The following is a 22,253-nucleotide window of genomic DNA, read 5'->3' on the forward strand; positions in this document are numbered from 1 at the left end:
ATCCATTATATTTTCCAGGTTTAAGGAATCAGAAGAGCAGGCACTAATTATATTTTCCAGTAACATCACCAGGAATTCTAAGTTAAATATAGGGAAATCTTAATCCTTTTTATCTTCAGGTCGTACTGCATCATATAAACTATTAGTAAAAATATGCAGGAAGAAAAAGAAATTTCAGGGCATAACGAAGATGATGTTTGGAGCCAGATTGAAGCAGATTTAAGCCAGCAGGAAGACTTGCTCCAGTACCGGGCTGTTATTCACCAACAGAATAAAACGATTCATTTAGACATAGATATTGATTTAGGAGGTGGCTTTGAAGGCGGTTATGCTACTACTATTTTCAGTGCGCCTTTTACCAACCGCAGCGGATTTAGATTTGCCGTACACGAAGAAAGCTTCTTTGATGATCTAGGGAAAATGCTGGGCATGCAGGATATATCAATAGGGTACCCACATTTTGATGATAAACTTATTATCAAAACTAATGACGAATCAAGAGTCCGGACCCTATTTACCGATGATAACATTCGGGAGGTACTTTTAAGCTTATCGGATTTTACTTTTGAAATAGTATTACCTGAAAATACAGGCGATGAAACGTCTGATGACTCCCGGTTAGAATTAATAATAGAAGAAGGAATTACCGATCCTGTACGTTTACGCCAGTTATACCGGATATTTTTTAGTACCCTAACTTTAATTGAGCCATTTGGATTCTAAACTCATTTTTAACCTAAAAAAAAACAAAGGCCGGATTACTCCGGCCTTTGTTTTTAACTAAATTTAATAGTATTTATCTATTTTACATTAGTTACACCACAACAAATTCTAATTTTTTTAGCAATTATTTTGTTTATATTTTCTTCTTTCTCTACTTTTAAGGGATGGAAGCAGCAGGTAATTATCTCAAGGGCCGGGGTGCCCAATTTAATCCAGCCAATAAATTTTTAAAAAATGAATATGTAACCGAACATATAGAAGGCTTGGATGAACCTTTACTAAACAGCACACCAACTGAATACTTTTCCGAAAATCCTAAAAAAATAATTAATTCTGTAGACAGCCCGGACCTAGGCTTATCTTATTCTATGAACCCTTATCAGGGCTGCGAACATGGCTGCATATACTGCTATGCCCGAAACTCGCACCAATACTGGGGCTATGGTGCCGGCTTAGATTTTGAGCGAAAAATAATTATTAAAGAAAATGCGCCTGAAGTACTAGCTCAACAGTTAGAAAATCCCAAATGGGAAGTCCGCCCGATAATGTTAGCCGGCAATACGGATTGCTACCAGCCTATTGAACAAAAAAAGGAACTTACCCGGCAGATGCTAAAAGTATTATTGCAATACCGTCACCCGGTAAGCATTATAACCAAAAATGCCCTTATTCTCCGCGACCTGGACCTCCTGAAAAAACTAAATAAATTAGATCTTGTCCACGTAAATATCAGCATTACTACCCTGGATGAAAAATTGCGCCAGACTTTGGAGCCGCGTACAGCGTCTGCTCCAAAACGCCTGGAAGTAGTAAAAAAATTAGCAGAAGCTGGTATTCCGGTTAATGTAATGATTGCTCCTATTATTCCCGGATTGAATGATCATGAAATTCCGGCCATTATAAAGAAGGTAGCCGAGCATGGAGCCTCTTCAGCCGCCTACAATATAGTGCGCCTAAATGGAGAAGTTGGAGATATATTTACCGATTGGATTAAAAAGAATTACCCGGATCGGGCTGATAAAGTATTAAAACAGATTGCTGCCTGCCATGGAGGAGATCTAAATGACAGCCTGTTTGGAAGACGTATGTCTGGTGAAGGTCAGTTTGCCGAAGCAATTGGTAATTTGTTCCGGATGAGCAAGCAAAGGTATTTAGGCGGGCGCAGCATAAAACCATTTAATTATGGTTTGTTTTGTACCAAGGCTGGTAAGCAGCTCCCGCTCTTTTAACCTAAACAAAACCTGTTGATTAGGATTCAGATGTACTGCTATGTTCTAGATATTCCCAAACCCATTCTTCGCCAGCACCCAGATAAACCGCATATGCCAGGGTAATGGTATAAACAGTTGCAATCAGAATACATAAAGGTATATTAAAAATGATAGCAAATAATGTGGTATGAACCGGATTGAATTTGTTTTTCATTTTAGTGGAGGCATATAAAAAGAACAACAAGTTAAACGCCACCGCAGCACCAATAAAGTTAATCAGATCAAGCATGAGAAGTAAGGATCAGTATTTTTAAATATCAATAAACAAACCAACTACACTAGTACAAGAGTTCCCCTTATTTTAGTATAATCTTAAGAAACTACTAGCACTTAACAAATATAATATAAAAAAGGCTTTATTTTCAAAACCCTTTATAGAAAAATCAACGTATACTATCGCCGTTAATTATAACACAATCAAATAAATAAGCTTAAAAAGAAAAAAAACTTCCGCTGATTTTTTTTTAGCCATTAAAAAAAGATGGTTTAAAGAATAACAGCATATAAGTATTGTAAAAATATAAAAGCTCCTATATATTTAGAGATCTGTGTTAACTTAAACTATTCTATGATCTCTCCTCCACAAAAATTAAGATTTACCCAACTCTGGTTCCTACTCCTGCTGAGTTTACTCTTGAGCTTCAGTACCTGGGCTCAACCAACCGAAAAAATTGTTAAAGTAATTGTTGCTCCCGATCATGCCAACTGGGAGTATAAAACAGGAGAACCGGTAAAATTCACTATTTCGGTATTACAGTATGGCAATCCGGTTAAAAATGCGAAGGTCAAGTATGAAATAATGCCAGAAAAAATGGATCCGGTAAAAACGGAGACCTTAACATTTGCGTCGGGCGAGAAAACAATTGATGGCGGCACATTGAAAACTCCTGGCTTTTTACGGTGTATTGCGACAGCCACTGTAGACGGCAAAGAATACCGGGGCTTAGCTACAGCAGGCTTTGAACCATCCAAGATCCAACCTACCACGGATGTTCCAGCTGATTTTAAATCGTTTTGGGACAATGCCAAAGCAACAGCAGCCAAGATACCTATGGATGCCCGCATGACTTTACTGTCCGAACGGGGTACCGAAACAGTAAATGTTTACCACGTGAGTTTACAGAACTATGCTCCTAATTCACGGTTGTATGGCATCTTATGCGTGCCTAAAAAAGAAGGAAAATATCCGGCAATATTAAAAGTGCCTGGCGCAGGTGCCCGCCCCTACAATGGCGATATAGCATCTGCCGAAAAAGGATTTATTACATTTGAAATTGGCATTCATGGCGTACCGGTAAATCTAGATCCCAGTGTATATAGTAATTTGATGGCGGGGGCCATCAGCAATTATTGGACTCATGGCTTGGACGACAAAGACCGCTATTACTACAAGAGGGTTTATTTAGGCTGTGTTCGGGCCAACGATTTTATTGTAGGCTTACCCCAGTTTGATGGTAAAAACCTGGCCGTAACCGGCGGCAGCCAGGGTGGTGCCTTAAGTATTGTTACAGCAGCCTTAGATCCTCGCGTAAAATATTTGGTTGCCTACTACCCTGCTCTGAGCGATTTAACTGGCTATCTGCACAACCGCGCCGGGGGCTGGCCCCATTTGTTTGATAAAAACAATTCCAGCTTTAACGCCAAAAAAGATAAAATTGAAACATCTAAATATTACGATGTAGTAAACTTTGCCCGTTTGGTAAAAGTACCAGGCTACTACTCCTGGGGCTTTAACGATGAAACTTGTCCGCCTACTTCCATGCATGCCGCCTATAATTTAATTACCGCCCCGAAAGAATTATTCCTGGCCCTGGAAACCGGCCACTGGACTTACCCGGAGCAATATGAAAAAACTAACCCTTGGTTGTTTGGCAAATTACAGGGCAAATAAACTCATCTATCATTTAAAGATTCACAAGTTGCTTATCCAGGATTACCCCAACTCCAAAGAGATAAACTAGTTAGCTTTACCTTAAACAAAAAGTGTTGGTAGCCATATGTTTCTATCAAAAAGGCTACTAACACTTTTTTATTAAATAAGCTTTACTTACTTACTTACTTACTTACTTACTTACTTACTTACTTACTTACTTACTTACTTAAGCCTACTACATAGGCTTGTATTCCCCGTACACCGCATCCCGGAAGCTTTTATGAATTTTACCATAAAAAGGCATTTGTTGTAAAAACAACACCGCCGTTACTTCATTCACCGGATCCACCCAAAATAACGTACTGGCAGCTCCATCCCAGAAGAACTCACCCACAATTCCGTGATTCTCTTCTTTGGAAGCCGGATGACGAAGACGCACCGCGAAATCAATACCAAAGCCAACCTGGCCTTTGCTAGGCAACCACATGCGTTGCGTAATATCTTCTGACAAGTGATTAGTAGCCATTAACTTTACGGTTTCAGGCTTTAAAATGGTGGCTTTGCCTAATTTACCTTTATTTACCAGCATCCTAGCAAACTTCATGTAATCATCTAACGTGGAGGTAAGACCAAAACCACCTGGCTTTAAAGGGTAATTTTTAATGTTAAAAGAAGTTTCATCATCAGAAACTCGGGTTAATACTCCGTCATCGCTTCTCCGATAGGTAACAGCCAATCTTTTCCTGTCGGTTGCCGGAAGCACATACCGGGTATTGGTCATGCCCAAGGGAGTAAAAATATTTTCTTGTAAATACGTATCAAAAGGTTTACCCGAAAGACGCTCCACCAAATAAGCTTGCACATCAACTGACGGGCCATACGCCCATTGCTCACCTGGCTGAAACTGAAGCGGCAGGCTTGCCAACTTTTTCGCCATTTCGCTTAGCGTATTATTAGGATTCATAGCATCCTTTTCCTTAACCAACTCACTTAGTCCCGGCAAATTCAAATCAACTGCAAAGCCGGCTGTATGGCGGGTAATGTCGCGAATGGTAATTGGACGCCTGGCCGGTTCCAAAAGTATGTTTCCGGAAGCATCCACGCCCTTATAAACTTTCATATCAGCAAACTCCGGCAAGTATTTAGCTAACGGATCATCCAACTGAAAAGCACCTTTTTCAAAAAGCTGCATCAGGGCCGTACCGGTAATTGGCTTGGTCATGGAGTAGATGCGCACCAAGGTATTCCTACCCATAGCCACTTTTGCTTCCCGGTCAGCGTAACCAAACGCATTCTGATAAACCTCTTTATTTTTCTCAAAAATCAAGGCCGATACGCCGGCTACTTTACCAGAATCCACGAAGCTTTTTAGGGTAGCATCAATTCGGGCTTTCACAGATTTATCAACTACAACTGGAAGTTTTCTGGCTTTATTGTCTGGTCCGGGAATTTGAAAGGCCGAAGCAAATAAAAAAATTCCAAATATGGCTATGAGGTGCTTATTCATTGGTTTTTATATTTTTATAAAAGGTACTAGTTGAATTGTGGTGGATAATTGTAAAAATAACAAAAACAGTAATTAAAATATATAGGAAAAAGTTGATTGCAAAAGTTTATGTATGTTCAAAACAAGCTTTAATACGTAATAAGATCTGTCCAGAATCAACTTATTTAATACACAAAATTCTTAGATTGGCTTTGGAAACTTTAAATTTATTAAGAATTGGAAATTTTAATTTAACGTTTTCCCAGCCATCCAAATAGCTACTTCTTTAAAAAATCCAGGATGTAATTATTTATTTCTTTTCGCTGCTCAGCATTAGCGTGATCGTCCATATGATCATGAATTGTATTAGGTAATTTTACAATGGTAATCGCAAATTGCTTTTGCTCTTCGGCGGTAGGCAATACACCCTCGTCAGCAGCCTGATCGCTGGATCGTATAGAATAAACTTCAGGATTTGTTTTGGTTATGGGAAGTGCCATTCTTCGGTTATCCAGCGTAATAATTTTTTTTACCACATTCGGGTACTTTTGCGGAAACAGAGCCACCATATCCCCTCCGTTTGAATGTCCTATCAAAGCAAGATCAGTGAAATCCAAGCCAGGTTTTAGTTTTTTAAGTTGGATTATAACAAACAAAATATTATCCACTCCTCTTTCCCAAAAAGGCCGCCGGACAACCTGAGGAATACCTGTTCGTGGCATTAAACTGTCAGTTGGCAACTCATGCTGAATACTTGCCACAAAATATCCACTTGCAGCCAGGTTCTCCGTTAGGTAAGAATAGGCCAGATAATCACCTCCTTTGTTTTGCCCGTACCCGTGGCTGAATATTATTACTTTTTGTTTTTCTGCTTGGGGCACTACAGGAGGAGCATAAAAAGCTACCGGAATTTTACGGTTTCTGGTTAAATCAACCAATGTGAGGGTATCAACATTCACAGCATACTCCTGACCACTCTCCTCCTTAAAGCTGGTTCTTTTTCCTGGTACGCAATAAAAAGTAAGCGAAGAAATAATAGCCAGGATCAAAAGCTTTTTCATGGTATAATAAAGTATTTAAAATTTATACTTTCGACAAGGTCAAAGATAATCCTAGAAATAGAAATGATCTTGTACTGCTATTTTACTAAAATAATAAAAACACAAATTTTTCCTCTTAGTTAGGTTCTTTATGCTCTTAGCTTTAAGCGTGTAATCGGGTTAATTTAAATTATAGTAGTAAACAGGAGATCTAAATACCCCATAACCGGTGGCTTTGAATTTAGCGGCTAAAGAAGAATAATCACCGGTTGTAAGAGTATCTATTTTACCTTGGGCTATTAAGAGCAATAATACGCTTGGATGCCTTGCTCCCACAACAAGTCCCCGGGAAATATCAGCCACATCAACACCGGTATGAGCTGGAACATCAATGTAAAAAGTTGTGGTATCTAGCCAAGCAACAAAACCCCTTGCCTTCCAAACTCCCAATGTTTGCTTTTTCATGGTAGTTGTCTCAAAGAAATCTACCTTGTTCGGTAGTTTATCAAATTGCCGGCGATCAACCAAAGTACATTGGAGCCGAACTTTTTCAGAAGATAAGTTTTGAAAAAATATTTTTGCAGGAATGGTACAGCCTGCCAGACATATAATAATAAGCAGCAGTAGCTTTTGCACAACATCTTTTTTATTTACCCGGCACAGCTTTAAGCAAGTAATAAAATTGATTTTCAATTAAATTAATAATTTAAGACAATGGCAAAGTTGTTTACTGAGGTTAATACCACTGGTCGTTGAAAAGAAAATTTATTGTATCACTAAAATATCCTGTTGCCACTATTGCCCAATTCTGTTACGGGCTTACCAAGATGTATATATTAGCTATCTGTTGCCTTATTTAAAGGCAAATTTACTACGGCCGAAAGCCACCGTTCAATATCCTGATACACTTGCAATTTTATCTCTTCATTCAATATTTCGTGGCGCATTCCCGGGTATAACTTCATAACAATATTTTCAAAGCCCTCTTGCCGCAACGCTTCTACCGTTTCGCGTACCCCTTTGCCAAAGTTACCGATCGGATCGTCTTCCCCGCTCACAAAAAGCAGAGGCAACTTTTTAGGTATAGCCTTAGCCCAACCTTTTTCTGTTGCCTGTACTACCAAGGAAAGCAGCGTGTAAAATCCATTGTTGGTAAAGTCCTTTCCGCAGAGGGGATCTTGCAGAAAATTAGTTCTGTTTTCTTTGTTAACACTCAACCAGTTTGTACCATCATTGGGCTTTTCATTCCTAAAACGGAGGTTATTTATCCAACGGAAACCCTTATTCATTAACCAGCTTTTTTGCTTAGGAGCTATTTTATTTAGAAATCCAAAAAGAATTTGCCAAACTTTGGCACTATCCATATAGCCACCTGTACCTACCAGCACTGCTCCGGCGAACCCACTGCCTGCCTGTTGCAAAAGACAACGAGCCACAAACGAACCCATGGAATGCCCCAGGAGAAAAAGCGGTACTTGCGGATATAAATTTTGTAGGTAATCAGCTATTTGCCGGGCATTAGTAACCAATAGAGCGGTAGGGTCTTGCAAATGAAAAAAGCCTAAATCATCAGCTTGTTTTGCCGTAAGGCCGTGGCCCAAATGGTCATAAGTCAGCACAGCAAAACCTTGCACAGTTAGATAGTGAGCAAAATCAGCATAGCGACCGCTGTGCTCCTTCATACCGTGTAAAATTAAAACACACGCTTTTACTTCCTGATTAGGTGGTTTAAATAGCGTAAAGTGCAAATTTTCTACAATACCTTCTACTGGCATGTTGTATTGTTAGTGGTACCAATATTTTTTTACTGGGAAAGCTGTTCTAAAAACAAAGCTATAGAACTATGATCTAATTCGCCATTTCCCTGAGCAATAAGTGCATCCATGTGAGCGGCTACCTGAGCTGTTCCGTAAAGTGGTACCGAGAATTCACGACCGGCTTGTAAAGCAATGTTCATGTCTTTGCGGTGCAGTTTTACTTTAAAGCCAGGCTTAAAATTTTGCTCAATGATTCGTTTCCCGTGCAAATCCAGAATGCGGCTTTGGGCAAAACCACCCAGCAAGGCTTCGCGCATTTTCTCCAGGTCAACGCCGGCTTTTCTGGCTAAGGTAAAGGCTTCAGCTACGGCATTAATGGTCATCCCTACAATCATTTGGTTGCAAGCTTTAGTAGTTTGGCCAGCACCGGGTTCGCCGATATGTACAATATTCTTACCCATGGCCTGGAATAACGGCAAAGCTTTTTGGAAAGCAGCTTGGCTACCCCCAACCATTATAGAAAGACTAGCCGATTCAGCACCCACCTGGCCACCTGAAACCGGGGCATCCAAAGCTTCTACTCCTTTTTGCTGTAATACCTGGTGGATCTTTTTAGCCGTAGCCGGAGCAATGGTAGACATATCAATAAACAAAGCACCCTCTTTGATACCTTCCAAAACGCCATCTGCTCCTAAAACTACTTCTTCTACTTGCGGCGAATCGGGCACCATGGTAATTATAACATCGGCTTTTTGGGCTATTTCTTTATTTGTAGCACAAGCCTGGGCGCCCGCAGCTACCAATTCATTAGCAGCTTTATTTTTTCCCAGTACCAGTATTTCGTAACCTGCTTTAGATAAATTCAGGGCCATGGGTTTGCCCATGATGCCTAATCCAATAAATCCTATTTTTTTCATATTATGAGAATCTGCAAAACAATTTTACTTATTACTTATATCAAGGGGAAGAACTGAGCGGCAATCATGATAGCCACTAATCCGGCAAAAGCCATTACCACCAACATGGGAGAAAAAGTCTTGAGGGCTTCCTGCTCCGTTAGGTTACTCATTTTACACACAATCCAGAAACCGGCGTCATTCATCCAAGGGATTATTTTAGAACCACAACCTATGGCCAAGCCCAGATACACCGGATGAAACTCTAAATGCGCACTGGCTGCCATACCGGCTAAAATACCCGAAGCCGTAATTAAAGCCACAGTAGCTGAGCCCTGTGCCGTCCGGACAACAGCAGCAATAAAAAAAGACAAGGGAATTAATGCCATCTGGTATTCTTTGGTCATGTCGGCAATGCGGGCGCTTATACCGGTTTGCTGTAACATACCTCCAAAAGCGCCACCGGCTGCGGTAATTAAAATTATGCCCCCGCCACTTAGTAAAGCAGCCTGCACAAAAGATGTCATGCCTTCTTTACTTTCTTTTTTGTGTTGGGCTAATAAAACTAAACCCACTAACCCCCCAGCAACCAGGGCTATATTTTTATCACCAAAAAACTGGATCAAGGCCAGTATCTTATTTAGAAAACCAGATTGCGTAATAGCTCCATTAGAAGCAGCATAGGAATCCAAAAAAGTATCAGCACAAATAAATACCAACGGAATCAAGGCTGGTAATACGGAAAACCACAGCGAAGGCAATTGGGTATCAGCTTTCGCAGCGGTGTTTTTAATATCTTCCAGACGGGCATCCAAAGAATCACGCAACGTTATGGGCATTTTTTTATTTGCCCAAAGCGCAAAGATGTATCCTGCTGCGATAGTAATTAGCCCCAGCAACGTGCCCGTTACCATCATTAAACCAATGGGTATTTGCATTTCGCTGACCAGAAACAAAGGTCCGGGAGCGGGTGGCACGAGAGAATTAGCCATTACGGCTCCGGCAGTAATACACAGAACCAGCAAAAGGTAATTTTTGCCAATGCGCATGGTCATGGCTTTTGCCAGCGGCATCATCAGAAATATAACGGTATCAAAAAAAACCGGTACTCCCAGAAAAAAACTACCAATCAGAAAGGCGAAAGGTGCTTTTTCGGTACCGGTTATTTTTAACATAGACCGGATTATTTTTTCGGCAGCCCCACTTTCGAGCATGCATTTTCCGATAATGGCGGCCATGGCAATTAAAATACCAATGCGGCCGCAGGTGTTACCAAACTCGGTAGCAATGCGCTCGCCCACACTTTTATTGGCGGCCTGGGTTGCCGCCGCCTGGCTTAAGCCTTTGCTCAGATTAAATTGCTCAATGGCTGAAGCCGGTGTTAAGAGTGCTACTGCAAAAGCGCCTAACAACAGCGCTAAAAAAGGGTGCAACTTAAGTCCGATAATGCCTCCAACTACAATCAAAACACCAACTAGTAAAATAAAAATAGGATCAGTAGTAAAAGTGGGTAAGGTCATGTAGTTTTAATGTTTTCGGCGGCAGATCTGGAAGCATTTAGTTTATGAGCCATAGCCCGGGCACCATCGGCTACAAAAGTGGCATCGGCACCGCAGGCAATAAACCTTATCCCCATGCTGTGGTATTTCTGATACTCGTCCGGATTAAAGAACAGTATCCCGGTTGCTTTGCCTGCTTTTTCAGCTGCATTTACCGTGGCCTCTACCGCTTCTAAAAATAAAGGATGATCGAACTGCCCGAATATTCCTAATTCCATGGTTAAATCGGCGGGACCAATAAACAGTACATCCACGCCATCCAAAGCGGCTATCTCGTCCAGATGCTTCATTACTTCCTGTGTCTCAATCTGAACTACTCCCAGAATTGTATCCTGCGCATCGCGGTGATACTGATCGAAGTTTTTACCGAACTGGGTAGCCCGCACCATTTTGGCTACTCCCCTTTTGCCATGAGGCGGGTAATGCAACCCTTCCACCACATTTCTGGCTTCAGTAGCATTATTAACTTTAGGGCACATAATTCCCACCGCGCCCATATCCAGCACCCGGTGTATTCGTTGCGGCGCCGCACTTTCTACCCGAATTATAGGAGCCACGGGCGTATGTTCTAAGGCCTGCAACTGAAACAACACATCTTTCTCCTCGCCTGCCCCGTGCTCTAAATCAATCAGTACCCAATCAAATCCGGCTAAACCGACTATTTCGGCCGTTAAAGAACTACCCAGATTTAACCAGCAGCCATTAACTGTTTCGCCCTGCTGGAGGCGCTTTTTTATGTTCTTCATGAAGTTATTTTATTTTTTAATCCGGCACAGGAGCTACTAAAGCATTTCCCCTCCAATTAAAAGTTAGAGTAACATTTTTACCAGCGGTCGTTTTTGAACACCCAGCCTGGCTGCACTTTTTGCATTTCTTTAGCATCATCGCGTTTAGTTAAGCCGCTATCCAAGTAATTTTTATGCAAAAGGGCCAAGGCTTTTTTGTCCAGTTCTACTCCTAAGCCCGGTCCTTGCGGTACCTGCACCGACCCTTCTTCAAATTTTAAGCGACCTCCCGTAATTACTTCCTCTGACTGCCAGGGGTAATGCGTATCTAAAGCGGTGGTTAAGTAAGGCAACGCACCCCCTAAATGCACCATTGCGGCCAACGATATGCCTAAATGGCTATTGGAATGCATTGAAATACCCCGCCCAAATACTTCACAGATACGACCTACATCCATAGAAGCCTTTAAGCCGCCCCAATAATGATGATCAGTTAAGATGATATCTTCGGAACCTAAAGCGATACTGCTGGGAATATGTTCGAAAGCGGTGGTACACATATTAGTGGCCAAAGGTGTTTTAATCTCTTTTCTTACCTTAGCCATGTTTTCCTGACTTCTTACCGGATCTTCTAAATATTCCAGCAGCCCGTCCATCATTTTGCCGTATTTAATTCCAGTTTCAACTTTCCATAAAGCATTAGGATCAACCCGGAGCGGCACGTCTGGCCCGAACGCTTCCCGGAGCGCAAACATGGCATCCACTTCTTTCTGGGGCTCAAATACGCCGCCTTTTAATTTTATAGATTTAAAGCCAAATTCTTCGCACATTCCTTTCGCTTCGGCCACAATCCCGGCTGGATCTAAGGCTTTCGCCTGGCGTACCGCGGCCCAGCCCTTTGCGTTATTATCGGTTTTAAATCCTAATTTGCCGCCGGCTCCTTCGTACTTATAAAACAAATAAGCTGCAAAAGGCACCTGTTCACGCATTTTACCGCCCAACAGGTCTACTACAGGTCGGCCTGTAATTTTACCCATAATATCTAAACAGGCTACCTCCACTGCTCCAAAAACAGTAGATAACTGCCCATTATTCCAGTAAGCGGCATCGCCTCTTTTTTGCGCTTCTTCTTTCCCAAAATGAGTTTGCAGCGTACGTTTTATTTCGTTTAGCTGGAAAGGGTCTTTCCCAATAAGTAAACCTTTAGCAGCTTCTAAAGCATTCGTATTGGCAATGCCGCCGTGCATTTCACTTATACCCGAAATATTATCATCGGTGATAACTTCTACAATATTGCGGAGCGCATAAGGTGCATGTAAGCCAGCGGCATTTAGTACCGGTGGATCGGTAAAGGCAATTGGCGTTACATTTATCTGTTTTATTTTGGGACCGGTCTTAAAGGTCTTTTTGGTATTCTGGGCAATTACTTTCTCATCAGGCAAAAAAAGCATACCACCCATACCCAAGGCTCCCAAACCAGCTTTTTTAATAAAATCCCGACGGTTATCTGCGCTAAGCGCCTCTTTTGCTTTTTCTCTGTTATGCTTATTTTTATTGATCATTTATTTAATGCTTTTATCTGTGGTGGTAAAGTATATAGGCAATAAAATTATATCGTCTGGTTTATAAATTAAAAAGCAGAGATTTACACCTTGAATTTAAATAATCGTGCGGCATTACCACCCATTATTCTAGCTTTTTCAGCCGCAGAGAGATTGGTTAAAAAGCTTCGGGCATAGGCTTGGTCTTGCTGGTATTTTGCGCCGGTATAAGTATGGTTAAAGCCTCCTCCCCAAATCATACGATCTGGGCCATATGCTTTTATCATTTGCTGTACATAAGGCATTATTGCAGGATCAGGAGAGGCTTGTACCGGACTTAAATTAGAGAACTTAATAATGGTATTGGGGTAATTTGCCCAGCTTTCTATCAGCTTATACTCCAGTGGAGAAGTAGCCTGTAAGGGCCTTCCTAAATGATCAAGAATTACATGGGTTTGCCTGAATTCTTTTAAGTATGGTTCAAATCCGCTGGCATATTTAGGCTCAAAATGCAGTTGCATAGCCAAGCCATTATCAGCAGCTAACTTCCAAAGTTGGCGCATTTCCGGTTTTCCAAAGGGCGGTAGCCGGTCTGGTAAATACGCATGCACCCGCACAGCAATAACATCGCCGCGTTTGGCCAGACGAGATAATTGATCCATTGAACCTATTCGGTCGGCGAAGACAAGGATAGTACCTTTCAACTTTCCCTTTCCTACATCCAAGCAATGCTCTAAATACCGATTGTCGTCCTGGTAAGGTTCGGGATGTACAATAACTGCATAATCAACACCTCCCTCCTGCATACATTTCAACAGGAATTCCGGAGTAGCCGTAATGTCAGGTTTATAAGTAGCCCGGGCATGATAAGGAAACCGCGTATCAGCAGGACCAGCAAAACAATGGATATGGGTATCCACAACAGGAGAATTGCCGGAAGCAGCAAAAAGATCAGGCCATGGTGAAAGCATCGTAGCCCCAAAACCTAAAGCTGCTTTCTGCGAAAAGGTTCTTCGGTTTATGCCATTAATATTATCTGTTGCCGACATTTTTATTTTCTCCTGAAGAGAAGATAAATCCGGCACTTTACTTATCATATTGAAATTCCTCATTGGTGGTGGTCAAATTTTCGGAATTATAACTAACAGGCTTCTTCTCAAAACTGATTTGAAATCAGCTAAGTATATTTTAAACCTCTAATTGGGCATTAGTAAACTCTAAGTTTTTAGCTTAAGATTTCTTTTTGTAAGTAACCAAAAAATCTTGCTTAAACAAACATCAGAATTTCCGAATTTTAATATTTTTATAATTTAAGCTAGACTAAAGGAAAATAAACCAGCAGAGTTAAAGAGAACACTCTCTCTTCTTTTAAATTTTTCAATACTAAAAGCACTTTAAAAATTTAGAAATTGAAAAATTTATTTCTTTGATGGAGGCAGGAGAAATAGGTACAGCCCTATTACATATATGCTATAGAAAAACAGAATAAGCATCGATCATTTTTAAAAGAAAAGGTTCATTGGGATTTGTTTCGGTTCAGTTTATAAATAATTCTTTCAAAAAATTTATAACTCACCTAAAAAAAATAACCCACGGCACCTGGTACCGTGGGTTCTGACCCTTTGTGGCCTCTTTAGCAAATAGTATTTTCCTGAAGTGAGCCCCCACACTAACAGAAAAATTTGCTTGGATTTTCCACAAAATAGCCAGCTAGTTTTCTTTCTTTTTTGATGTATTAATAATAACTGTTTTCAGGATTAGAACCAATAAACCTTTATTCAATTTTAATAAAAATAATTGCCCGCCCAATCCCTCTTGATTCCAGGTACTAAGCGGGCAAATTATATTATTGTTTATCCCAGAAAACCCGGGTGGCCAAATTATCAGTTCCTCCCATAAAGCCTAACGCCGCCTTATATGCGTCCGCATTAATTTGCGTTTCTCTTAGTGGTAAAGGCAACTTTCTGATAAAGGCTCCTTTTACTGAAGGATCTTCAAAAGGAAAATTTATTGGATTTAATTGTGGGAATCCAGTTCTCCGGAAATTAGCCCAAGCCTCGTTCCAGATACGGAAGGATGCAACCCAGTACTGCTCGTTTATCTGTTGAATTGCCTTTGTTGGATCGAAAAGAATACTTGACTGCATGATATAAGCATTTTGCTGTTCAGGAGTAATGGTTGCAGAAGCATCAAATAATCTTAACTGATTCATATGAGCTCTGATACCATTTTCATAATAGGTTTTAGCTGCTACCATATCAGGTGCTCCAGTAATAAACCCTCTCACAGCGGCTTCAGCTAAAAGCAAATTAGTTTGGGCAGCAGTTACAAGAAACTCAGGTGCATCATTTCTAAGTACCGTTTCCCGGTTAAACTGAGAATACCGATACTCTGCACCTGCTCTTCCTGGAAATCCAGGGGCAGTTACAATGGTTGTTTCATCAAAACCAAATGGCATTCCTATCTGCTCCGCCGGATTTGTATTTTTGGCTCCTACGGCATTTAAAGGTTGTGCTGGTTTTTCATATTTAACAGCAATATGGCGCAAACGTGGGTCATTATTGCTCTGTAAATAATCTATGAATGCTTTACCTGCATAATAATTTGAACGCTCATTCCCCTGCATTACACTGGAGGTAGGGTTAATAAACGTAGTATTATATCTGATAAAAGCGTCATCAGAATTATTTATGTTAGTAATAACACCACTTGGCGCTGCTAATGCCCTTTTCACAATTTCAGCCGCCTTGGTCGGGTTTACTTTAGTATAGCGCATCCCAGCCCTTAACAACAAAGAATTAGCAAACCGTTGGTTTTTTACGACATCGCCGGCATATACTAAATCACCGGTAATTCTACCTCCGGTTGTGGCATTTAAAGATTTAGAGGCATCTTCCAGCTCCTTTATTAAATCTTCATAAATAGCATCATCGTCGTCGTATTCAGGCCGGAAATTACTATCCAGGAAACCTCTTGCTGCATCAAAATAGGGCACCGATCCATAGGTATCTACTAAAGTCATGTAGTCATAGGCTTTCCAGATGCGGGCCAGATTACGCACATTGCTTAACTCCGGCTTATCTTTGGTTTGCTCAATTATCTGAACCAGCTGCCTTACACTATTCAGGTAAATTTCGTTGAAGGGTGGGTTAATATTATTTTCAATAGCCGTATTACGGTTACCTCCTTCCAATACCCCAGATAAAGCCGTATTTACTTGTTGCACAATAGACCCTTCGTACCGAAAAGTAGTTACCGATGCTTTTCCGATCTGGGCCTGGGTTAATAAGTAATTTGCATCCAGGTTAGTCGGTAATAATTTATTGGTATTTATATCTTCAAAATCTTTATCGCAGCTAGTTGCGCTTCCAAGAAGCACCGCAAATAATGCGACGTATATATATTTCTTCTTCATAAAATCTTCAAAATGATTGGTTACAACTTAATATTAACATTTAATCCATAGCTACGGGTTGTAGGCAACGCGTGCGCCTCTAAACCAGTTAAAGCATCACTGGTTGAATATTGTGTTTCTGGATCTATGTTAGGCGTGTATTTTTTAATAAGCATCACGTTATTAATAAAGGCGTTAACATTTAAGCCTTTAATAAAGGTTTTATTTACAAACCGGGAGAAGTCATAGCCCAATGAAAGGGTTCTCCAACGCACAAAAGAAGCATTATAAACAAATGGCGTAGATAAGTTTCTGCCACGATATAACTGATAGAAAGCATCGGCCTCCACAGCTGTAGTATTAGGAGATCCATCCGTGTTTACACCGTCAAACACTACGCCTGTTTCCCGACCAACCAATGTACTCTTTAGTAAGCCATGGCGGTTCCAGTTAAAGTTAGAGTTTGAAATAAGTTTATGACCAGCTTTAAAATCTATTTGCGTAAACAAACGGATACCTTTATAAGTGAAAGTATTTAACCAGCCACCAGTATGGGTTGGAATAGCGCTTCCATAAGTAATGGTATTACCTGCCTGGAATTGTCCTCCGATAGTTATGATTCTACCTTGAGCATCACGTCTGTAGTCTACTCCTCTTAATGAAGCCAATGGTTTTCCTACCTCATGCCATACAGCACCAATAAATTCGCCGGTACCAACCTGAATACCCGTTTGTCCCTGAGCTAATTGTAAAACTTCACTCTTATTATAGGTAAAGTTGAAGGCACTTTCCCAGTTGAAATTTTCTGACCGAACTGGCACTAAGGTTAATAACATTTCTACACCCTGGTTTCTAAGTTTACCAACGTTTACTCGCGTTTGGCTAAACCCTGATGTATTCGTGATATCAATGTTTAGAATTTCATCTACTGTATTTTTCCGATAAGCCGATAAATCTAAGTTCACCCGGTTATCCAAGGTTTTTAATTCTATACCAACCTCTAATTCTTTAACTTTCAAAGGACGTAAATTAGGATTAGGGGCTACGTTAGTATTAAAATTACCAATAGGCAATCCGTTAAAGGTATTCGCATTTAAGCTATAGTACAGGGCATTTGCATAAGCTCCTGTTCCCTGCCCTACCTCGGCATAGCCTGCGCGAAGCTTACCATAATTTAACCAGGTTGGCAAAGAGCTAAAGGCCTGGCTAAAAATGAAGCTGGTACTTACCCCTGGATATAAATAACTGTTAGACTTTGGATTTAAAGTTGAATACCAGTCGTTACGAGCTGATAAGTTTAAAAACAAGTAATTATTCAGGGAAAGGTCAACTGTACCATATAATGAGTTAATCATGATGCGGCTAAAATCATAAGTTGGAACCTTGTTCTGCCCGTTACCTATGGTATATAAATCCCGGATATAAAAGTTCTCAACCCCAGTTCCTAAGGTTTCATTACGCTGATCCATGGTGTTACCGCCAAAAGTAGCATCAATACCAAAAGAACCAAATTCACGGTTGGCACCAATCATGAAGTCATAATTTTGTTCTCTGAAGGTATTAATACCCTGAAAATACCGACCATTAAACACGTTACCAGAAGGAATTGGTAAACCCCCACTACCACGTGGATTATTAACTTCGGTATTTCGGCTAAAATAATCCATACCAGCGCGACCTTGTATAAACATCCAAGGTAAAATCTGGTACCGTAAAGAAGCATTACCAAACAACCGGTCTCTTTTAATATTTTCGAAACGCTTGTTAATCGTAAAATACGGGTTGGTCCGGTTCCGGAAAGCCGAAATAATTAATTCCGTATCATCCGCAGCCGGATCAGTATAATTATCTCTTAACCAGTTTATATCAATACTATTCGCCATGGTATAAAGCGTAGAGTTGATATTATGATCTTGTACAGATAACTGCGTAGGATTATGATTAAACTCGTTTGAATAGTTAAAATTTAACTGGGTAGAAAGTTTTTCTGTCAGGTTATAAGTTAAGCCCAGGTTCAAAATTTTTCTATGGTAATCGGAATTAGGTATAATGGCGTTTGCATCCGTATTTGCAAATGATAAACGGAAGTTACCTTTCTCATTACCCCCAGAAACTGCCACCGAATTGGTAGAGGTTGTTCCTGTTCTGTAAAAGTCTTTCACCCTGTTCGGATAAGCCTGATAAGGATGCGTTTGCCCATCTACCTGCGGTGTAGGGGAACCATCTAACTTAGATCCAAAGCTCCAAACCCCACTGGAACGAGCATCTGCCACACTTGTAGGCTTCTTACCGTTTCTTCCCTGGCCGTATTCATATTGGAAATCTGTATAATCTAATGCCTGATCGGCTTGGAAGTTAGAGTTCAACTCTACGCCCATGCCATTTTGGCCACGACCCGATTTAGTTGTAATCAGAATTACCCCGTTCAAGGCCCGGCTACCATACAACACAGAAGCTGCAGCGCCTTTCAACACGGTCATCGCCTCAATATCATCTGGGTTGATACTTTGCAAACCATCACCCTGGTCGGATCTTCCTGACCAGGCATCGCCACCGGCCTGGTTACCACCACCTGCTGGGGTATTATTAATAGGCACCCCATTTACCACAATTAACGGAGAGTTATTTCCGCCAAAAGTTGCCTGGCCGCGAATCCGGATTTTGGAAGACCCACCTGGGCCAGAAGGTGGTGCCTGCACCTGCAACCCTGCCACTTTACCAACTAAGGCGTTACCTACGTTGGTGGTTCTTTGGGCGGTTAAGTTTTCGGTACTTACCGTAGCAGTAGAATAACCTAATTTACGAGCTTCTTTTTTGATACCTAAAGCCGTTACTACAACTTCTTCTAAAGCTTTGGAGTCATCGGCTAAGGTAATGTTTATTGTTCCTGCTCCCGAATAAGGTCGCTCCTGTGTTGTATAACCGATATAAGAGAACACTAAGGATCCTGCTCTTTCCGGCACATTTAAAGTAAAATTACCATTAGCATCCGTAGTTGCACCATTGGTAGTACCTTTTACCAGAACGGTTACACCGGGTAAGGCTTCACCTTTATTTGACACTACTCTACCAGTGAGGCGCCAGTCAAGTAACAGGTTTGAATTGATTCTTCTTGCAACAGCGTTATGAGTCACGTTGTTCGCTCCTTTTGGAGCAGCTACTGCTTCAGTAGCCACTGTAAAGGCAGAGAGCAACGACATACCCAAAACAGCTTTTTGCAGCTTGTGAGTAAAGTTTTGCATAGGGGTATTGTTTTAAGGTTTGTGATGGAGGTTAAATGAGCGTTGTAATAATTAAATCTAAAACACAATTTAGTAAAAATTCAGCAAAACCCTAATAAAAATTAAATTTTTACATTATTTACTTATTTAAAAGACTTTAATTAAAATTCATTTACTAATTATCAATTTAATATGAAATTTTTAAAATATATAGCCTATTCTATTCAGAATTAAATTTTATTAAAAATCCCTTAACAAATAATTCCCTTCAAAAAATAATTTTATTAATTAATCGATTAACTAATAAAATATTTTAAGCATATAAATTATTGAGGATTTACTTAAACTACTTTTAAAGTAAAAAGTCTTACACAATAAGACTATTTGGTTAAAGCCAGCCTAAAGCATAAATAATCAACACCTTTTTTTACCATTCCCTTAAAACAAAACAGCCCATCAAAAGATGGGCTGTTTTGTTTTAAGGTATGAATATGCTATTCCTGATCGCTTCCGACTACTGGGTTTATGAGGTTTTTCTCTAAGAAGTTTGTCATCATGGTAAACCGGTGTAATAAGGTTGGCCCTCCAGCCACACCATGATTCCGGTTTGGGTAATAAAAACTATCAAATTGCTTATTAGCACTAATTAAAGCATCCTGCATAGCTACTGCATTCTGAAAATGCACATTATCGTCACCGGTACCATGGATAAGCAATAATTTCCCCTGCAGGTTATTAGCAAAGAATAATGGACTGTTCTGATCATAGCCCGCAGCATTTTCCTGGGGTGTCTTCAGGTACCGTTCGGTATAAATACTATCATAATACCGCCAATTGGTAACGGGTGCCACGGAAATTCCTGCCCGGAAGAGACCGTTGCCTTTCGTTAGTGCGAGCAGCGTCATGTATCCGCCAAAGCTGTGCCCCCAAATACCTATGCGACCTTTATCCACGTAAGGCTGATTACCCAGATACTTGGCTACTTCTATCTGATCCTGAATTTCGTATTTTCCTAAGTTAGCATAGGTAGCTCTTTTAAAAGCAGCACCTTTGCCGGGCGTTCCACGATTATCTACACAAACTATAATTATATCTTTAGTATTGGCTAAATACTGATACCAAAGAAAAGTAGAATTTCCCCATTTGTTTAAAACTTCCTGCTTACCTGGTCCGCCATAAACAAACATGAGCACCGGGTACTTTTTAGTTGCATCAAAGTTTAATGGTTTTATGGTATAACCATCTAACTTGGCACCATCACTGGTTTTTAAAGAGAAGAACTCCTGTTTGCTTATTTGGTAATTAGCTAAAGTATTTTGTAAAACTTTATTATCCTCCAAAACCTTTATAAGCTTACCATCTTTAGCCGTATGCAAACTCACTACCATGGGCGTATTTGCAGTACTTACATAATCCAGGTAATACTTAAAGTCTAGACTCATATTTATAGTATGGGTACCAGCACCAGCAGTTAACTGTTTCTTATTTTGCCCGGTATTACTAATTCGGTAAAGGTGTTTATCCAGCAGCGCTGCTTCTGTAGATTCATAATAGAAGGTACTATTTTTTTCATCATATCCCAGGAAGCGACTAACCTCCCAGTTGCCTTTTGTAATCTGCCGATCCAGCTTTCCTGCCATGTTATATAAATACAGATGGTTATAGCCGTCTTTCTCGGAGGTAAAAATAAATTGCTTGCCATTCTCCAGATAGGTCAGGTCATCGGTAATTTCTATATAAGCCGGGTTAGTCTCTTTTAAAATCACACTGGCCTTACCGGTGGTAGCATCTGCATGTAAAATCTCCAGGTTATTCTGTAACCGGTTCATGCGCTGGATTGAAACCAGATTAGCGTTTTTGGTCCACTGCATGCGGGGCAGGTAAATATCGGCTTCTTTCCCGGTATCCAATAGTACTGTTTTACCTGAACCTAAATGATAAACAGAAACCGTAACCACTGAATTAGCCTCGCCAGCTTTAGGATACTTAAACCGATAATCCTGCGGATATAACTTGCCCCATACCTGCATATTATATTCTGGCACCCGGTTTTCGTCAAATGTATAAAAAGCTATTTTGGAGCCATCCGGCGACCAGGCAAACCCTTGCGCAAAACTGAATTCTTCTTCGTAAACCCAATCGGCATAACCATTAATAATCTGGTTGAACTTACCATTGGTAGTTATTTGGGTTTCCTGCATAGTAGCTAAATCCACAAAGAACATATTATTCTCGCGGGCAAAAGCAACTCGTTTAGCGTCCGGCGAAAATGTGGCACACATTTGTTTCCCACCGTTACTTAACTTGGTTAAGTTCTTACTTTTAACATCATAAACATAATATTCAGCCCGAGCAGAATGGCGGTAAATAGGTTCTGTGCCCACAGCAAAAAGTACTTTTTGTTCATCAGCGTTAAAGCTATAGCTGTTAAATTTAATAGGCACATTACTACCAGCCGGCTTCAGATCTTCGCCTTCTATAATAGTATTAACAGCTTTGCCAGTAGTAACATCAAACCTAACTACATCTACTACTTTATTTTTTTCGTCGGCTACTTCAGAGGTGTAAAACTGGCCATTCTTCATCCAGTTTACCCCCCTAACTGTTTTAGGAGTAAATGTGCCATTGCGGTAAATATCTTCGAGGGTTATTTGTTTTCGCTGCTGGGCCTGCGCTCCCAAAAAGATCAGAAAAAGCAGTATTGCCAGCCAGTTTCTAGAGGTAAAAAGCATAATCTTATTTAAAGTTCTAAGTCAAAATTACAAGG

General features: G+C 40.5%; 16 protein-coding genes. 3 read left to right on the forward strand and 13 right to left on the reverse strand.

Features of this window, described 5'->3' with window-relative positions; genetic code table 11:
* Positions 1–153 precede the first annotated feature (153 nt).
* Both ADHAQ_RS0111380 and ADHAQ_RS0111385 read left to right on the forward strand, forming a co-directional pair.
* Entirely contained in the window at positions 154–723 is a 570-nt protein-coding gene (locus tag ADHAQ_RS0111380; protein WP_026463040.1) for a hypothetical protein, read from the forward strand.
* A 164-nt stretch (positions 724–887) separates the two neighbouring features.
* On the forward strand, positions 888–1,952 hold the full coding sequence (locus tag ADHAQ_RS0111385; RefSeq protein WP_026463041.1) for a PA0069 family radical SAM protein: 1,065 nt from the start codon (positions 888–890) through the stop codon (positions 1,950–1,952).
* A gap of 19 nt (positions 1,953–1,971) precedes the next feature.
* Here the strand turns inward: ADHAQ_RS0111385 and ADHAQ_RS0111390 are convergent, their stop codons facing one another.
* Complete coding sequence (locus ADHAQ_RS0111390; RefSeq protein ID WP_026463042.1) at positions 1,972–2,223, reverse strand: hypothetical protein; 252 nt, start codon at positions 2,221–2,223, stop codon at positions 1,972–1,974.
* Positions 2,224–2,562: 339 nt separating this feature from the next.
* Between ADHAQ_RS0111390 and ADHAQ_RS0111395 the strand changes: the two genes are divergently transcribed.
* Entirely contained in the window at positions 2,563–3,885 is a 1,323-nt protein-coding gene (locus ADHAQ_RS0111395; RefSeq protein WP_084523823.1) for an acetylxylan esterase, read from the forward strand.
* A gap of 217 nt (positions 3,886–4,102) precedes the next feature.
* Here ADHAQ_RS0111395 and ADHAQ_RS0111400 read toward each other — a convergent pair whose 3' ends face one another.
* The 12 genes from ADHAQ_RS0111400 to ADHAQ_RS0111455 form a co-directional block, all read right to left on the reverse strand.
* Positions 4,103–5,374, reverse strand: a complete 1,272-nt coding sequence (locus ADHAQ_RS0111400) for a serine hydrolase domain-containing protein (protein ID WP_026463044.1) — start codon at positions 5,372–5,374, stop codon at positions 4,103–4,105.
* Between the two features lie 257 nt (positions 5,375–5,631).
* Positions 5,632–6,414: an alpha/beta hydrolase family protein gene (locus ADHAQ_RS0111405; RefSeq protein WP_026463045.1), complete on the reverse strand. Its 783-nt coding sequence runs from the start codon at positions 6,412–6,414 to the stop codon at positions 5,632–5,634.
* A 159-nt stretch (positions 6,415–6,573) separates the two neighbouring features.
* Positions 6,574–7,086, reverse strand: coding sequence for a hypothetical protein (locus ADHAQ_RS0111410; RefSeq protein WP_026463046.1), 513 nt, complete (start codon positions 7,084–7,086; stop codon positions 6,574–6,576).
* Between the two features lie 143 nt (positions 7,087–7,229).
* Positions 7,230–8,168, reverse strand: coding sequence for an alpha/beta fold hydrolase (locus ADHAQ_RS0111415; RefSeq protein WP_026463047.1), 939 nt, complete (start codon positions 8,166–8,168; stop codon positions 7,230–7,232).
* Between the two features lie 29 nt (positions 8,169–8,197).
* Positions 8,198–9,067, reverse strand: coding sequence for a 2-hydroxy-3-oxopropionate reductase (locus ADHAQ_RS0111420; protein ID WP_026463048.1), 870 nt, complete (start codon positions 9,065–9,067; stop codon positions 8,198–8,200).
* Between the two features lie 35 nt (positions 9,068–9,102).
* Positions 9,103–10,566: a GntP family permease gene (locus ADHAQ_RS0111425; RefSeq protein ID WP_026463049.1), complete on the reverse strand. Its 1,464-nt coding sequence runs from the start codon at positions 10,564–10,566 to the stop codon at positions 9,103–9,105.
* Positions 10,563–11,351, reverse strand: coding sequence for an HpcH/HpaI aldolase family protein (locus ADHAQ_RS0111430; RefSeq protein ID WP_026463050.1), 789 nt, complete (start codon positions 11,349–11,351; stop codon positions 10,563–10,565). The genes ADHAQ_RS0111425 and ADHAQ_RS0111430 overlap by 4 nt, the downstream gene beginning before the upstream one ends.
* Positions 11,352–11,428: 77 nt before the next feature.
* On the reverse strand, positions 11,429–12,781 hold the full coding sequence (locus ADHAQ_RS0111435) for an enolase C-terminal domain-like protein (protein WP_051360179.1): 1,353 nt from the start codon (positions 12,779–12,781) through the stop codon (positions 11,429–11,431).
* Positions 12,782–12,975: 194 nt separating this feature from the next.
* The gene (locus ADHAQ_RS0111440; protein WP_026463052.1) at positions 12,976–13,968 is read right to left on the reverse strand and encodes an amidohydrolase family protein; all 993 of its coding nucleotides are present in this window, start codon (positions 13,966–13,968) and stop codon (positions 12,976–12,978) included.
* Positions 13,969–14,717: 749 nt separating this feature from the next.
* On the reverse strand, positions 14,718–16,286 hold the full coding sequence (locus tag ADHAQ_RS0111445) for a SusD/RagB family nutrient-binding outer membrane lipoprotein (RefSeq protein ID WP_026463053.1): 1,569 nt from the start codon (positions 16,284–16,286) through the stop codon (positions 14,718–14,720).
* 20 nt (positions 16,287–16,306) lie between these two features.
* A complete protein-coding gene (locus ADHAQ_RS0111450) occupies positions 16,307–19,507 on the reverse strand; it encodes a SusC/RagA family TonB-linked outer membrane protein (RefSeq protein ID WP_051359862.1) in 3,201 nt (1,066 codons plus the stop codon).
* Between the two features lie 473 nt (positions 19,508–19,980).
* Positions 19,981–22,218, reverse strand: coding sequence for a S9 family peptidase (locus tag ADHAQ_RS0111455; RefSeq protein WP_034256761.1), 2,238 nt, complete (start codon positions 22,216–22,218; stop codon positions 19,981–19,983).
* Positions 22,219–22,253: the final 35 nt, after the last annotated feature.

It is taken from the genome of Adhaeribacter aquaticus DSM 16391, assembly GCF_000473365.1.
GTDB classification, from domain to species: domain Bacteria; phylum Bacteroidota; class Bacteroidia; order Cytophagales; family Hymenobacteraceae; genus Adhaeribacter; species Adhaeribacter aquaticus.

Bases quoted from the DNA above. Each gene is read 5' to 3' on its own strand.
- ADHAQ_RS0111380 (WP_026463040.1), top strand. From the start codon at position 154: ATGCAGGAAGAAAAAGAAATTTCAGGGCATAACGAAGATGATGTTTGG.
- ADHAQ_RS0111385 (WP_026463041.1), top strand. From the start codon at position 888: ATGGAAGCAGCAGGTAATTATCTCAAGGGCCGGGGTGCCCAATTTAAT.
- ADHAQ_RS0111390 (WP_026463042.1), bottom strand. From the start codon at position 2,223: ATGCTTGATCTGATTAACTTTATTGGTGCTGCGGTGGCGTTTAACTTG.
- ADHAQ_RS0111395 (WP_084523823.1), top strand. From the start codon at position 2,563: ATGATCTCTCCTCCACAAAAATTAAGATTTACCCAACTCTGGTTCCTA.
- ADHAQ_RS0111400 (WP_026463044.1), bottom strand. From the start codon at position 5,374: ATGAATAAGCACCTCATAGCCATATTTGGAATTTTTTTATTTGCTTCG.
- ADHAQ_RS0111405 (WP_026463045.1), bottom strand. From the start codon at position 6,414: ATGAAAAAGCTTTTGATCCTGGCTATTATTTCTTCGCTTACTTTTTAT.
- ADHAQ_RS0111415 (WP_026463047.1), bottom strand. From the start codon at position 8,168: ATGCCAGTAGAAGGTATTGTAGAAAATTTGCACTTTACGCTATTTAAA.
- ADHAQ_RS0111420 (WP_026463048.1), bottom strand. From the start codon at position 9,067: ATGAAAAAAATAGGATTTATTGGATTAGGCATCATGGGCAAACCCATG.
- ADHAQ_RS0111425 (WP_026463049.1), bottom strand. From the start codon at position 10,566: ATGACCTTACCCACTTTTACTACTGATCCTATTTTTATTTTACTAGTT.
- ADHAQ_RS0111430 (WP_026463050.1), bottom strand. From the start codon at position 11,351: ATGAAGAACATAAAAAAGCGCCTCCAGCAGGGCGAAACAGTTAATGGC.
- ADHAQ_RS0111435 (WP_051360179.1), bottom strand. From the start codon at position 12,781: ATGCTTTTTTTGCCTGATGAGAAAGTAATTGCCCAGAATACCAAAAAG.
- ADHAQ_RS0111440 (WP_026463052.1), bottom strand. From the start codon at position 13,968: ATGATAAGTAAAGTGCCGGATTTATCTTCTCTTCAGGAGAAAATAAAA.
- ADHAQ_RS0111445 (WP_026463053.1), bottom strand. From the start codon at position 16,286: ATGAAGAAGAAATATATATACGTCGCATTATTTGCGGTGCTTCTTGGA.
- ADHAQ_RS0111450 (WP_051359862.1), bottom strand. From the start codon at position 19,507: ATGCAAAACTTTACTCACAAGCTGCAAAAAGCTGTTTTGGGTATGTCG.
- ADHAQ_RS0111455 (WP_034256761.1), bottom strand. From the start codon at position 22,218: ATGCTTTTTACCTCTAGAAACTGGCTGGCAATACTGCTTTTTCTGATC.